Annotated in this window: 14 protein-coding genes; 5 read left to right on the top strand and 9 right to left on the bottom strand. The window is 70.8% G+C overall.

Annotated features, from left to right (window positions below; all coding sequences use genetic code 11):
- Positions 1-175 precede the first annotated feature (175 nt).
- The 3 genes from E1294_RS19735 to E1294_RS19745 form a co-directional block, all read right to left on the bottom strand.
- Positions 176-1156: a hypothetical protein gene (locus E1294_RS19735; RefSeq protein ID WP_132510151.1), complete on the bottom strand. Its 981-nt coding sequence runs from the start codon at positions 1154-1156 to the stop codon at positions 176-178.
- A 37-nt stretch (positions 1157-1193) separates the two neighbouring features.
- Positions 1194-2840 carry an ABC-F family ATP-binding cassette domain-containing protein gene (locus E1294_RS19740; RefSeq protein WP_132510153.1) on the bottom strand — a complete coding sequence of 549 codons (1647 nt, stop codon included), beginning with the start codon at positions 2838-2840 and terminating at the stop codon, positions 1194-1196.
- A gap of 240 nt (positions 2841-3080) precedes the next feature.
- On the bottom strand, positions 3081-3602 hold the full coding sequence (locus E1294_RS19745) for a CGNR zinc finger domain-containing protein (protein ID WP_132510155.1): 522 nt from the start codon (positions 3600-3602) through the stop codon (positions 3081-3083).
- A gap of 25 nt (positions 3603-3627) precedes the next feature.
- Between E1294_RS19745 and E1294_RS52805 the strand changes: the two genes are divergently transcribed.
- The 3 genes from E1294_RS52805 to E1294_RS19755 are packed head-to-tail and all read left to right on the top strand — an operon-like array spanning position 3628 to position 5991.
- On the top strand, positions 3628-3801 hold the full coding sequence (locus E1294_RS52805; RefSeq protein WP_165977378.1) for a hypothetical protein: 174 nt from the start codon (positions 3628-3630) through the stop codon (positions 3799-3801).
- A 52-nt stretch (positions 3802-3853) separates the two neighbouring features.
- Entirely contained in the window at positions 3854-5623 is a 1770-nt protein-coding gene (locus E1294_RS19750; RefSeq protein WP_132510157.1) for an AMP-dependent synthetase/ligase, read from the top strand.
- Complete coding sequence (locus E1294_RS19755; RefSeq protein WP_132510159.1) at positions 5620-5991, top strand: acyl-CoA thioesterase; 372 nt, start codon at positions 5620-5622, stop codon at positions 5989-5991. Before E1294_RS19750 ends, E1294_RS19755 begins: the two co-directional genes overlap by 4 nt.
- Here the strand turns inward: E1294_RS19755 and E1294_RS19760 are convergent.
- Positions 5975-7063, bottom strand: coding sequence for an acyltransferase family protein (locus tag E1294_RS19760; RefSeq protein ID WP_246083124.1), 1089 nt, complete (start codon positions 7061-7063; stop codon positions 5975-5977). The two genes, E1294_RS19755 and E1294_RS19760, sit on opposite strands and share 17 nt — an antisense overlap.
- Positions 7060-7680, bottom strand: coding sequence for a TetR/AcrR family transcriptional regulator (locus E1294_RS19765; protein ID WP_132510163.1), 621 nt, complete (start codon positions 7678-7680; stop codon positions 7060-7062). The genes E1294_RS19760 and E1294_RS19765 overlap by 4 nt, the downstream gene beginning before the upstream one ends.
- Before the next feature lie 115 nt (positions 7681-7795).
- Here E1294_RS19765 and E1294_RS19770 point away from each other — a divergent pair, with 115 nt between their 5' ends.
- Entirely contained in the window at positions 7796-8236 is a 441-nt protein-coding gene (locus tag E1294_RS19770; RefSeq protein ID WP_165977379.1) for a YbaB/EbfC family nucleoid-associated protein, read from the top strand.
- Between the two features lie 47 nt (positions 8237-8283).
- Here the strand turns inward: E1294_RS19770 and E1294_RS19775 are convergent, their stop codons facing one another.
- From E1294_RS19775 to meaB, 4 genes are all read right to left on the bottom strand, one after another.
- Positions 8284-8985 carry a hypothetical protein gene (locus E1294_RS19775; RefSeq protein WP_132510167.1) on the bottom strand — a complete coding sequence of 234 codons (702 nt, stop codon included), beginning with the start codon at positions 8983-8985 and terminating at the stop codon, positions 8284-8286.
- Entirely contained in the window at positions 8969-9283 is a 315-nt protein-coding gene (locus E1294_RS19780) for a hypothetical protein (protein ID WP_132510169.1), read from the bottom strand. The genes E1294_RS19775 and E1294_RS19780 overlap by 17 nt, the downstream gene beginning before the upstream one ends.
- A 191-nt stretch (positions 9284-9474) precedes the next feature.
- Positions 9475-10416, bottom strand: a complete 942-nt coding sequence (locus tag E1294_RS19785; RefSeq protein WP_165977380.1) for an acyltransferase domain-containing protein — start codon at positions 10414-10416, stop codon at positions 9475-9477.
- Between the two features lie 37 nt (positions 10417-10453).
- A complete protein-coding gene (meaB, locus tag E1294_RS19790; RefSeq protein WP_132510171.1) occupies positions 10454-11413 on the bottom strand; it encodes a methylmalonyl Co-A mutase-associated GTPase MeaB in 960 nt (319 codons plus the stop codon).
- A gap of 111 nt (positions 11414-11524) precedes the next feature.
- Between meaB and E1294_RS19795 the strand changes: the two genes are divergently transcribed.
- Entirely contained in the window at positions 11525-14218 is a 2694-nt protein-coding gene (locus E1294_RS19795; protein WP_132510173.1) for a serine/threonine-protein kinase, read from the top strand.
- Position 14219: the final 1 nt, after the last annotated feature.

A 14219-nucleotide genomic window follows, 5' to 3' on the forward strand; every position in this document is an offset into this window, starting at 1 on the left:
CCCCCGGCCCCGGCCCCGCGTGGGGCGCGCCGCACCACGGCGGCGGCCACTACGGCCGCAAGGGCCACAAGGGCCAGCGCGGTTGGGTGGGCATGCTGTTCTCGAGCTGAGCCGGCTCGCCTCGTCGAGGGCCGCGCACCGGGCGGGTGCGCGGCCCTCGCGCCGTCCGTGGTTCTCAGCCGGGGAAGTCGTCCGGGTCCACCGGGGAGGTGCGGGCGTTGCCCCCGGAGATGGCGTGCAGGGTGACCCGCCAGTCGTGCCAGCGGATCTGCGTGGCGGTGTAGGTCGTCCTGAACTTCACCGTTTTCTGAAACCGCTCGAAGCTGCACTGGCGGGTGAACGCCTTGCGCTTGCCATCCCAGTCGACGCCGTGCGTGAAATAGATCCTGTACGTGCCGTCGCGCACGCCCCGCACCTTGAACGTCGCGTTCTTGCGCACGTAGACGCTGAACGCCTTGCTGCCGCCCCGCACGGCGGTGACCACCGCGTCACGGCCGCCGCCGTTGTCGATCTCCAGTGAGCTGCGGCCGTTGAGCGCGCCCTTGCGCACGTACGAGCCGTTGCGCAGCCTCCTGGTCTGCTTCTTCCCGGCCGTCACGCCGACGACGTCGGCCTTGTAGTCTCCGGCGCTCTCCAGGGCTTCTCCGGCCTCGTCGAGCTGGTCCAGCGTGTCGTCGAGGTCGGTGAGCACGGCCGAGGAGGTGCACAGGTCCCTGTCGCCGACCTTGTCGCCGGTGGAGGCCAGCGCGGATGCGACGGAGCGCAGGCCGGCGACGTAGGAGTCGTGCTGGGCGCGCACGGACTCAGGAGGGGTGAGGTCGGCCAGCTCGTCGGCTCCCCCGCTCAGGGCTGATTCCGCGCGGCCGAGCCGCTGGTCCAGGGCTTTGAGACTGCGCGCGCCCGCCAGCGCGTCGAGCGCGTCGCGTATGGGCTCGCGCTCGTTGTCGAGCTCGTTCTTGTACGCCTCGGGGGTGAGAGCGGTCGCGCTGGGGGCGGCGGGCGTGGCCCCGCTGACCGAGGGGACGCCGCCCTGGCCGCCGGCCACGCCGGTGACCTTCGACTCACCCCCTGTGGGCGAGGGCGAACCGGCCGAGCACGCGCCGAGCGTGAGCGTGGTGAGGGCGAGAACGCAGGAGATCAACCGCGGTGCTGCCACCTGCCACACTATCGCCCTGTTGATCCCCGGCCGTCAATCACGTTTCGGCCAGTCCGGCCTCCCTGTCCAGATGCAGCCGGCGGGTGATCCCGAGCGTCTCCAGGAACGGCATGTCGTGGCTGGCCACGATGAGCGCGCCCCGGTAGGCAGACAGCGCCTGCGCGAGCCGGCCGACGCTGGCCATGTCGAGGTTGTTCGTCGGCTCGTCGAGCAGGAGCAGCTGCGGCGGCGGCTCGGCCGACAGCAGCGCGGCCAGCGTCGCGCGGAAGCGCTCGCCGCCCGACAGCGTGCCGGCCGCCTGGTTGGCCCGCTCGCCCCTGAACAGGAAGCGCGCCAGGCGGGCGCGCACCTCGTTCACCGAGGCGGAGGGGGCGGCGGCGCGCACGTTGTCCACCACGCTCAGCGAGTCGTCCAGCAGGTCGAGCCGCTGCGGCAGGTAGCGGACGGGCACGTGGGCGCCGTGCGCCAGGATCCGCTTGAGCAGCGTGGTCTTGCCCGAACCGTTCGGCCCGAGCAGTGCGATGCGCTCCGGCCCGCGCACGACCAGGGTCTCCAGCACGGCCGTGCGGACCTCCTCCGCCCCGTTCTCTGCGCTGTCTTCCGGGCCGTCCTCTGGGCCGTCCTCTCGCGGGGCGGGTGCTGGAGGCGGGTCCAGCGGGAGGGTCAGGACCGTACGGCCTGCCGGCACCTCGGTGCCCGGCAACTGGATGCGGATCTCCGCGTCGTCGCGCACCGACTGCTCGGCCTCGGTCAGCCGCTCACGGGCCTCCTCCAGCTTCTCCAGGTGCAGGGTGCGCTGCTTGCCCGCGCTCACCTGAGCCTTGCGTTTGAGCCCGTTGGCGACGATCTTCGGCACCTTCTTGTTCTCGAATGCCTTCCTGCCCGTGCGCAGGCCCCTGTCGATCCTGGTGCGGGCCTCGACGAGCTCGCGCTGCTGCCGTCTCACCTCGCCTTCCGCGGTGCGCACCGTACGTTCCGCGGCCTCCTGCTCGTCCGCGACCTGCGCCTGGTAGGCGCTCAGGTTGCCGCCGTACATGCGCACGGCGCCGTCGCGCAGCTCGGCGACCTGGTCGACGAGTTCCAGCAGCGCCTGGTCGTGGCTGACGAGCAGCAGCACGCCCTGCCAGGCGGACACGGCGGCGTAGAGCCGCCTCCTCGCGTCGAGGTCGAGGTTGTTGGTGGGCTCGTCGAGCAGCAACACGTCGGGCCGTTTCAGCAGCTGGGCGGCGAGCGCGACCATGATGGTCTCGCCGCCGGAGAGCGTGCCGACCGTGCGGTCCAGGCCGACGTCGCCGAGGCCGAGCCGGTCGAGCTCGGCCCGCGCGCGTTCCTCGACGTCCCAGTCGTCGCCGACCGCGGTGAAGTGCTCCTCGGCGACGTCGCCGCCCTCGATGGCGTGCAGCGCCGCCCGGGTCGCGCTGATCTCCAGCAGGTCGGACACGGTACGGCCGGCGGCGAGCGGCACGCTCTGCGGCAGGTATCCCACGTTTCCCGAGACGGTGACGGAGCCGGACTGCGGGACCAGCTCACCGGCGATGATCTTGATCAGGGTGGACTTACCCGATCCGTTGAGCCCGATGAGCCCCGTACGTCCCGCGGGAAACGCGGCGTCGAGCCCGTCGAGCACCTTTCCGCCGTCCGGCCAGGCGAAGGAGACATGATCGATGACAAGAGAGAAAGACATAAGGCGGCTCCCATCACAAACGTCGAAATTTCGTGACGTGGCGGGAAATCACCGCATAGACGCGCAACCCAGGGGAACTCGTACGGAGTCCGTGATCGAGGCGAGGATCTCGCCGAGGTCAGGTGTGCGCGCAAGCCCAGGACAGGGCGGAACGGCGCGGTGCCCGCGACCTCAGATCCTCACGTCGGCTGCCCCCACGGATCGGCTATAAGACGACGGCAAGTTTATGCGACGTGTGAATCACCTGGCAAGGCTCCGTGCCCGGTGCGCCGCCACGTTCACCCTGTTGGCGCAGGCCGGCGAGCAGAACCGGCGGCGCCCGTTGCGCGAGGTGTCGATGTAGACGACACCGCAGCCGTCCCTGTCGCACCGCCCCAGCCGCCGGCCGCCGGCGAACGACATGGCCATGGCCAGGCCGCCGGCCGTGGTGTCCTTCGCCCTGGCCACGATGTCGGCGTCCACCGAGAAGAAGTGCAGGTGGGGCTCGCGGCCGTCGTGGGCGCTCACGTACGGCTTGGACGCGGTCACGTCGAGCAGCTCGTTGACCAGCCTGATCTGGGTGTCCTGGTCGAGCTCCCCGAACACCGGGCCGAGCCGTCGTGCCCACGCCCGCAGCTCCCCCGCCTGCCCGGAAGTGACGGCGGCGCGCAGCAGGCGGTGCTCGGTGAGCATCGCCTCGACCGCCGGTGGGCTGAAGTCGGTCGCGTTGACCAGCGCCGCCGCGAGGGCCGCTCCGTTGCCGCCGTAAGCGTTGAAATGCATAAGGCCATTACACCAGGTTGGAATCATGCACTCCGCAGATCTGCACGACCCTCTCACCTTGACCGTCGTCTCCTCCCATCGCACGTCCGAGGGCCTGGTCTCCTACCTGAGGTGCGCCTGCGGCGTCTGGGAGGTGCGAACCTCGCGCATGGTCGCGACCGCCACTCCCGGAGGACGGTCGATCAGGGCCATCGACTGAGACACCGCCGTGGTCCTAGAGTCGGCCCCACACACCCTCCAGGAGGTCAGGCATGTCCAGCATTCCGTCCTTGCTGCGCGACAGGATCGCGGCGACTCCAGACGCCGAGGCGTACCGGGTGCCCTCCGATGGAGGCTGGAACTCGCTGTCCTGGCGGGAGGTGGGCGAGCGGGTCCGCGGCCTGGCTCTGGGGCTGGCCCGGCTCGGCGCCGGGCCCGGCACGCGCGTGTCGATCCTCTGCTCCACCCGGCTCGAATGGATCCTGGCCGACCTGGCGGTCCTGTCCACGGGGGCGGCCACGACGACGATCTACCCGTCCAACACGGCCGCCGAGTCCGCCTTCGTCATCACCGACTCGGGCAGCACGATCGTCATCGCCGAGAACGACGAGCAGGTCGCCAAGATCAGGTCCGTGCGGAAGGAACTGCCCGGCGTCACCCACGTCGTGGTGATCGACGGCTCGCCGGGCGACGACGGCTGGGTGATCACCCTCGGCTCGCTCGGCGAGGACCCCGCGGGCGGCGACTACGACGCCATGGTCGACGCCATCGCCCAGGACGACCTGGCCACGCTCATCTACACCTCGGGCACCACCGGCCGGCCCAAGGGCGTGGAGCTGACCCACGACAACTGGCTCTACGCGGCCGGTGCCGTGCGCGAGATCGAGCTGATCTCCGAGGCCGACCTGCACTTCCTGTGGCTGCCGCTGTCGCACTCGTTCGGCAAGCTGCTGCAGGTCGTGATGATCGACGCCGGCGTGCCCACCGCGATCGACGGCCGCCTCGACAAGATCGCCGACAACCTGGGCGCGCTGCGGCCGACGGTCATGGCGGCCGCGCCGCGTATCTTCGAGAAGATCCACAACACGGTCGTGGCCAACGTGCGGCGCGAGGGCGGCGCGAAGCTGCCCATCTTCACCTGGGCGAAGCGGACGGGCATCAGGGTCGCGCGGGCCCGCCAGCGCGGGGTCTCCGTCCCGATCACCACCAGGATCGAGTACGCCCTGGCCGACCGCCTGGTCTTCGCCAAGCTCCGCGACCGGTTCGGCGGCCGGATCCGCTTCTTCATCTCGGGTGCCGCCCCGCTGTCGCAGGACATCGCCGAGTTCTTCGACGCGGCCGGCCTGACGATCCTCGAGGGGTACGGCCTGACCGAGTCGTCGGCGGGCAGCTTCCTCAACCGGCCCGAGTCGGTGCGGTTCGGGACGGTCGGGCAGCCGTTGCCCGGCACCGAGGTGCGCATCGCCGACGACGGCGAGATCCTGATCGGCGGGCGCGGCATCATGCGCGGCTACCACGGCCTGCCGGAGGAGACGGCGGCGGCGCTGCGGGACGGCTGGCTGCACACGGGCGACATCGGCGAGCTCGACGAGGCCGGGCGGCTGGTCATCACCGACCGCAAGAAGGAGCTGATCAAGACCTCGGGCGGGAAATACGTCGCGCCGACCTACCTGGAGGGCCGGATCAAGGCGGCCTGCCCGTACGTGTCGCACGTGTTCGTGCACGGCGACCGGCGCAACTACGTGACGGCGCTGGTCACCCTCGACATGGACGTCGTCAGGCCGTGGGCGGAGGCCGAGTCGCTGCCCTCGGACCCCCGCGAGCTGTGCGGGCACCCGCGCATGCGCGCGGAGGTCGAGAAGGCGATCGATCAGGTCAACGCCGTCGAGGCGAGCTACGCGACGGTCAAGAAGTTCACGATCCTCGCGGAGGACTTCACCGTCGAGACGGGCGAGCTGACCCCCAGCCTCAAGATCAGGCGCAAGGTGGTGGAGGAGCGCCACGGCGACGTCCTCGACTCCTTCTACGCCTCGCCGGCATGATCTCCTCCCTCCCGGTGCGCCCGCGGCACTGCGACGCCCAGGCCATGATGCACGCGGCCCGCTACTACGAGTTCTTCGAGGACGCGTTCCTCGACTGGCTGGGCGCCAGGGGCGGCTACGGGCGGCTCCGGGAGGGCGGGGCCGACCTGGTCGTCAAGGCGAGCGGCTGCGAGCACCACTCCCCCGCCCGCCTGGGCGACGTGCTGGCCGTGGAGAGCGAGCCGGCCAGGGTCGGCACCACGTCGATCACGATGACGTTCACGATGCGGCGGGAAGGCGACCTGGTGGCCGTCGGCACGATCACGTACGTGTGCGTGGCCGGCGGCCGGGCCGCCCCGCTGCCGGAGATGCTCACAACACCCGCTTAGCTCCGGGCAGCGACCGCACCGCGTAGGCCAGCGCCCAGCACACCGGAAGCGCGATGACGAGCATGACGGCGAACTTGGCGATCGCGATCGCCTCGATCGGGCTCAGCGCGTAGCCGAGGGCGACCAGCACGAGGGGGTGGATGATGTAGACGGTGAAGGCGTGGTCGGACAGGAACCTGCCGCGGGGCCCCTGGTCGCCGAAGCGCTCCCGGAAGACCACGGTCAGCCCGATGATCATGCTGACCGCGAAGACGGACTCCCACAGGGCCGTCAGCGCCGACGACAGAGGGCCGGCCGTCATGAACTGCGCCGGCACCAGCACCGCGCTCGACACGCCCGCCGCGACGAGGCCGAGCAGCCCGGCCTTGGCCGGCAACGTCTCGAACCAGCCGCGCCTGAAGGCGACGCACCCGAGCGCGAACATGGCCGCGTACTGCGGCAGGCACTGCGGCGAAGGAAGCCCGAGCACCGGCACGTAGGTGCCGGTCGGCACCGGGATCCGCCACAGGAACGTCGCGACCGCCAACCCCAGGACGAAGAGCGCGATCCAGCCGAACGTGAGCGGGACGGAACGCTGGTCGAGCGGCCTGCGCCGGCTCCGCCACAGCACGTAGACCAGCGCGAAGACGATCAGCACCTCGGCGAACCACATGGGCCCCGGATCCCAGGAGCCGATGTAGTACTGCCAGTACGGCATGCCCGCGGGCGCGGCCCACTCGGCGTATCCGGGGAAGTTGACCAGCGGCCGCAGCAGGAAGAGGAAGACGAGCAGCGGGACGCCCAGCCGTACGAGCCGGTCGCGCATGAAGGCGCGGCCGCCCTTGCGGTCGTAGGAGCGGGGGGTGAAGAAGCCGGAGATGAGGAAGAAGAAGCCCATGAAGAACGCCTGGTTGACGGAGACCAGGAGGTCGAGCAGTACACCTGAGGGGTCCTTGGCGGGCTCGGTGTAGAACCAGAGGGGGATGTTTCCGTAGGTGATCGCCGCGTGGTGGGCGACGACCAGCACGGTCAGCACGACCCTCAGGTTGTCGACCGCGTGGAGGCGGGTCGCCGCCCTGGGCTCGGTTTTCATGATCTGCATGCCCTTTCGAAGATGCCGGCCAGTTCCCTGGCGTGCGCGTCGAGGTCGTGGTCGGGGCAGGCGACCCAGTAGGCGAACATGTTGTCGATGGCGGAGGCCTGGGTGATGGCCATGACGCGGCGGTCGAAGTGCCGGAACTCTCCGCTCTCCTGGCCCAGCGAATAGATCCCCTCCAGCGCCCGGTAGATCTCCTCGTTGGCCTTGATCCCGTAGCGCAGGCGCCCGTCGGCGCCCCTGAGGTTGGTGAAGATCTCTCCCAGCGCCGCCAGCTGGGTGCGGTGGCCGCGCATGTGCTCGGCGACGCCCAGAATGTAGGCCCTGAGCAGTTCCCTGGCCGAGGTCAGGCCCTGCATCCTGGCCCCCATGGTTTCGGCGATGAGGCCGTAGGTCCGCTCGACGACCTCCACCATCAGCTCGTCCTTGCCGGCGAAATGGTAGGAGATGACGCCCTTGCTGATCCCCGCGTGCCGAGCGATGCGCGCCAGCGAAGCCTGGGCGAACCCGACCTCGGCGATCACCTCCACGGCGGACGCGACGATCTGGGCACGCCTGGCCTCCTCGATGAAGGAGCGGCGCTTCTGACCGCTCGACTCATTTCCTGACCGCATGGCCAAAAATTAGCACACACTTGGCGAACAACGCGCCGTCCGCCTAAGGTCGCGTAACAGATGCGGCCTGTGCTATCACCGTCGGTTGCAACCCGCACAGAACGGAAGGGAACCCGTGGAGAGCCCGCTTGGCAGCTTCGCCAACATCGATGTCGAGGCATTCCTGCGAGATTCCCGGCAACGCGCGACCGAGTTCGCGGCCGCGCAGAAAGAGGCCGCAGCGGCGGTCGGCCGGGCCACGGCGGCCAACGGCCACATCGTGGTCGAATGCACCGCGCAGGGCGGCGTGACCCGGCTCGAGATCGATCCGCGAGCGAAGCGCATGAGCGTCGGGGAGATGTCGGAAGCGATTCTCGCCGCCATCCATGACGCCGACGCCGACCTCCAGCGCCAGGTCTCCACGATCGTGGGCGACTCGTTCGGCGGCATGGGTCCCGCCATGGCCGACCCGGACACGGCACTGGCGAAGGTCGCCGAGGCGCAGCAGGCGTTCGACAGGATGATGAGCGACGCCATGGGTGAGCTGGACAAGATGCGCAGGAAACTCGGTTACTGAAGGCGTCTTCGCGGGGCAGGGTCCATCCCTGCCCCGCGAAGAGCGGATCAGGCGTTCGCGGTGGTACCGCCTTCCCGCCCCTCCGCCCATGACGGCTCGAAGCCGTCGCTGAGGCCGAAATGGGCATAGCCGGCAGCGAAGGTCGCTACGCCGGCCCGCACTGCGCACCGCATGAGAAAAGCCTGCAGCTTGCTGGTCGAGTCCTGTATGCACGACTTCAACCAATCCGCCTGAAGGTGCGTGTAAAACCTCGTTGCCGGTCCCCCGAGCAATGAGACCCACACCAGGTTCGCAACCAACCAGGACGCAAGGAGGAATCTGAGGTAGATGCCAACCGTCGATATGTTGGCCACGCACCTGAGCAGGAACGCGAGGCCCTCGGCGGACTCGGAGTCGGAGTCGGAGTCCACGACGAAGCCGGCCATCTGCTGCCCTGACTGGTCGCGCTCCGGCGCCTGCCAACTGGCCGGCGAGACGTTGTCGTGCAGCTGCTGCGCCGTTCGGCCCGCCCCGTAGACGCTGCCGGCGAAGGAGCTCCAGCCGTCCGCCACCCTGTGCAGCTCGTGCGGGTCGCTCGGCACCGTCAGCCCTGTCATGACCACGGTCTCTTTGAGCTGAGGGAAGACGGCCGCGCCGTACGCCAACATGGCGAGGGTGGCGTACTGCATGTCTCTGAGGTCGGCCTGGTCGAAGGGCATCCACGTGCTGGAGCTCGCGTCGGGGGCGGGGATCTTAAATGCGTCGGACATACTCTTCGTTCCTTTTGTCCGCGATCTCGATGTTGCCGGCGACCCCGTGCAGCCTGTCCCGGTGCTCGTGCAGTCCGGCGATGGCGTACGTGACCGCGCTCTCGGCATCGCCGACGATCTTGTCGTGTACGAGCGCGAGCGGGAGCCCGAGCACGCCCATGGCGAACGCTCCGATGCGCATGTTCGGGGGCATGCTTCCGGCGTCGTACAGGTGTGACGCCGGAGAGGTGCCGTCGCTGTCGCCAGTGAGAGCGTCGCCCAGCGCTCTGATCGCCGACAAATGATGGATACGTGGCACTTCGTCCCCTATCACACCTGCTCCCACTACACGATGTACGACTTGGGGGGCAATGTTAACAAGGTGTTGCGAAAGGTGCACGCAGGGCAGCGGCGGCATGGCTCATCACCGGTCGAGGCCGTCGCGATCCGCCACGTCAGAGCCCCGGCCCGGGCAGCGTCCATGACGCCGTTCGCGCCGCCGGGCCGGCGTCAGAAACGCAGCCAGCCGATGCGGCCGTACCAGGTGCCGCCGGAGGCGAGGTGGTCGGCGACGGCCCTCTCCAGGCGCGTACGGCGCGGCAGGCGGGCCGGGTCGGCGGCGTCCACGCCGAACACGAACGGCACCGTCTCGGCGTTGTCGAACCTGTGGAGCGGGTGGAAGCGCCGCTGGAAGGCGAGGATGTTGGATTCGGCCGGCAGGTGGCGGGCGAGCTGCTCGTCCAGCAGCCACGATCCGCACGTCATGACCTGGTAGTCCTCCTGCGGGAAGTGCCGGGGGAAGAACCGCCTGGCCCGATCGAACGACGCGTCGCACGCCTCGGGGGTGAGCGGGCCGTACAAGTCGGGGACGTGCACCTCGAGGGCCAGCCGCCGCGGCCCTACCGGGACACCCGCCTCCTCGATGGCCGCGGCGGTCCGCGAGCCCGCCGTGCCCCGGTTGAACTGGAGCCGGCCCAGAGCGTAGAGGATCCCGCGGGCGTGCAACATGAACCAGTGGGGCGCGTGCAGACCGCCGGTGCCGTGACGCTTGCGGTGCACGGCCATGTTGCGCCCCAGGTCGGCGAACGTCGCCCAGGACACCTCCTCCGGGATGCCCAGCTCGCGGTGGTAGCGGCGGGTGTGCGGGAGGGCGGCGAGGAAGACGTACACGTAGAAGTACGGCCCCAGCTCGGGCAGGGGCTGGAACGGCGGCGGGTCGTCCAGGTCACCCATCGTGGACACCAGCGAGTGCGCGCACCGCTCGGCCAGCCACCACTGCGGGCTGCCCGGCTCGGGGCGGGCGGCGAGCACGGCGTTGACGTCCTCGTGCGGCACGGCGAGACGCAGCAGCTCGGACGGCAGGTCATCGGGGAGGGCGAGGTCGATGCCGCCCAGGGTCTCGAGGTGGGCGAGCCAGGCGGGGTGGGCACTCAGCAGGGCCTTGACGTCCATCGTGAGCAGCCTAGCCGCCGCGCCCGGCCTTCAGAGATCAGGGGCGCTTGAACACCGAGAGGAGGCGGTCGGCCGCGAGCGCGGGGGTGAGGTCGCCCGCGAGGACGTCGCGCTCCACCTCCTCGGTGATCGCCGCGACGCCGGGATCGTGGCGCAGCTCCGCCAGCAGCCGGTCCCGCACCAGGGTCCAGGTCCACCGCACGAGCTGCCGGCGGCGCTTGGCGGGCAGGTCGATCGCCTGCTCGTGAGCCAGGACCTGCCGCCAGAGTTTGTCCAGCCCGTCACCGGTCAGGCCGCTGCAGGTCAGCACGGGCGGCGGCGGCGAGTCGGAGCGGAGCATCCGCAGCGCTCCCGCCAGCTCGCGCGCGGCCTTCCTGGCCGCCAGCTCGTGGTCGCCGTCGGCCTTGTTGACCGCGATCACGTCGGCCAGCTCCAGCACGCCCTTCTTGATCCCCTGGAGCTGGTCGCCGGTCCGCGCCAGCGTGAGCAGCAGGAACGTGTCGACCATGTCGGCCACGGCGGTCTCCGACTGGCCGACCCCGACCGTCTCGACCAGCACGACGTCGAACCCGGCCGCCTCCACGACCACCATGGCCTCCCTGGTCGCCTTGGCGACGCCGCCGAGGGTGCCGGACGTGGGCGAGGGGCGGATGAAGGCGGAGGGGTCGGCCGACAGGCGGGCCATGCGGGTCTTGTCGCCGAGAATGCTGCCGCCCGTCCTGGTGGAGGAAGGGTCCACGGCCAGCACCGCCACCTTGTGGCCCTGCTCGGTGAGCATGGTGCCGAAGGCGTCGATGAACGTCGACTTGCCCACGCCGGGCACGCCGGAGACACCCAGCCTGCGCGCGTGCCCGGACTGCGGAGTCAGCTCGACGAGAAGCTGCTGGGCCAGGGTCATGTGATCGGCTCTGGTCGACTCGACGAGCGTGATCGCCCGGCCGATCCACGTACGCGAGCCGGCGCGTACGCCGCGGGCGTAGTCCTCCAGCGAGTGCACCCGACTTACCCCTTTCTTCCCAGTTGATCAGCCTAATGTCTTACAAGGCTTGACATTTGCCAGTAGGGTGCTGGAGTTCTGATCTCAGCCGTCACAGGAGTCACTCCCCTCATGCCCAACGTCGAACCCCTTCACGAGGGCGACCCGGCAGCGGTGGGGCCGTACCGGCTGGTCGGGCGGCTCGGCGCGGGCGGCCACGGCGTCGTCTACCTCGGCCAGGCACGCAACGGAACCCCCGTCGCCGTCAAGGCGCTGCGCGAGGGCATCGTCATGGGCGGCCGGCTGGTCAAGGACATCGCCACCGCGCGCATGGTCGAGCCCTTCTGCATCGCGCGCGTGCTCGACGCGTCGACCAGCGGCAGGGCGTACATCGTGGCCGAGTACGTGGACGGGCGCTCGCTCCAGCAGGCAGGCCGGCACACCGGCGTGGAGCTGCAGCGGCTCGCCGTGGCGACCGCGACCGCGCTGGACGCGATCCACCAGGCGGGCGTACTCCACGGGGACTTCAAACCGGCCAACGTGCTGCTCGGGCCCGAGGGGCCGCGGGTGGTGGACTTCGGCATCGCGGCGGCGCTCGGCTCGGGCATGAAGGCGACCAGCACCATCGTGGGCACGCCTGCGTACATGGCCCCCGAGCAGCTCGCGGGCAAGCCGGTGGGCGCGCCCGCCGACGTGTTCGCGTGGGCGTCGGTGATCGTGTTCGCGGCCACGGGGGTGCCGCCGTTCGGGGACGACTCGCTGCCCGTGGTGATCAACCGCATCGTGAACGAGGAGCCGCGGATCGGCCAGCTGCCGCGGCCGCTGCGCGAGGTCGTGCCGGTGTGCCTGGCCAAGGACCCGGCGGCCCGCCCCGCGATGCGCGACGTCCTGCTCCACCTGACCGCGCCCCAGCGCAAGGGCACGCCCCCGACGCAGGCCGCCCCGTCCGCGCAAGCCACGTCCTCCCCGCGGGGGCCCGCTTCTCACCAGGGCGCCGCCTCCTCTCAAGGCGCCACCTCCCCTCACAGGGCCCCTGCCCCTCAAGGCGCCGCCTCTCCTCACAAAGCTCCTGCCGTCCACGGCACCGCCTCCCCTCACAGCGCCCTCTCCAAGCAGGCCGGCTCCGGGCAGGGCGGCGCACCTTCTCCGGAGACGGACGGCTCGCAGCAGGCGCCCGCGTACGACGCGCCGTACCAGACCCCAGCGCATGAGACCACCAGCCAGCCGGCCAGGAACGACACCCCCGACTGGCTCTGGGAGCAGACACCGGAACCGGCTGCCGCCGAGCCCGCGGCGGGGCCCGGTGGCGAACAGCCCCCGCAGCAAGCTCCCGGCCCAGCGGCCTGGCCCGACACGCCCGGCCAGCCGTGGCCGGAGACGCCCGGTCAGCCCCGGCTCGAGACGGCCGACTCCGCTGCCTGGCAGCAGACCGCCGACCAGACCCTCGATCAGGAAGCGTCCCCGCCCCTCGGCAGCGCCGCCGGCGGGCCCCCGCCCCTGGGCAGGGTCGTCGGCGAGCCCCTGCCCAGGCGCAGGACCAGACCGCCGCAGCAGGGCGGGGCTCCCGGTGACGCCGCGTCTCACCATGGAGCCGGGCAGGCCGCGTACCCGTCGCCCGATTACCAGCCGGGCGGCGGCCCGCACGGGTCCGGCCGCGAGGTTCGGGATCCGCAGGCAGGCCCAGCACAGGGAAACCCGGCGCAGGCAGGCCCGGCGCAGGCAGGCCCGGCGCAGGCAGGCCCGGCGCAGGATGGCCCGGCGCAGGATGGCTCGCCGCTCCAGGCGCTGTTCGATCTGTCGTCGCCGGTCGAGTCCACGCCCTGGCACGGCACGCAGCCGGCGTTCGGGCAGGAAACGCCGCACGGGTCCCCGGCCGGGTTCGGGGCACCGTCCGGACCCGGGACATATGAGACACCGTCCGGACCCGGGACATATGAGACACCGTCCGGACCCGGGACATACGAAGCACCGTCCGGACCCGGGACATACGAAGCACCGTCCGGACCCAGGACATACGAAGCACCGTCCGGACCCGGGACGCAGGACGAGGGGCAGGACCGTTACGGCGGGCAGGCGCCTGAGGTGCCGGCGTGGTCGGAGCCGCCCGCGCCGTTCGCCGCGAAGCAGGGGCTGGATTCGGCGCCGTTCGAGTCTCAGCCGCATGCCTCGGTGCCCCCTCATGCGCCCGAGTCGACGCACTCGGTGCCGACGCCGCAGTCCTCGGCGCTCGTCGACGCCCTGGTCGGCGGCGAGGGAACACCCGCGGCTCGCCCGCCGAGGAAGCGACGCCGGGCGAAGAAGGTGATCATCGCCTCCGTCTCCGGTGTGTGCGTGCTCGCTCTCGGCGGCGCCATCGTCTGGCTGACCCCCACCACGCCCACCCCCAAGACCACGAAACTCGCCGTCGTCAGCGACGCGCCGACGGCCTCTCCGTCCGCCACCAGGGCCGAGCGGCCTAGGCGCAGCCGTACGACCACGCCCGAGCCCGACGACTCGACCGGCACCGGCCGCGCCACGAAAGGCCGGTTGAGGCTGGTCTACGTACGGGCCGGGGGCGCCAGGAACGGCGACTGCTGGGCCGGCGGCGAGGCGACGCTCCAGGCGCTGGTCGAGCGGACCGGCGAGGCGGTGAACTTCGCCTACACCTGGTACGTCGACGGCTCCGCCATAGGCCGCGCGACGGCGGGGATCTCGCGGAACGGCCGGCGCTATCTGGCCGCGCCGCGCAGCCTCACGAGCTCGGGGGGCGTCCACAAGGTCACGTTGCGGATCACCTCTCCCCTCACCACCCAGCGGACCGTCTCCGTCACCATGTGCCCTCAGTAGC

Source organism: Nonomuraea diastatica, assembly GCF_004349015.1.
Classification (GTDB): Bacteria; Actinomycetota; Actinomycetes; order Streptosporangiales; family Streptosporangiaceae; genus Nonomuraea; species Nonomuraea diastatica.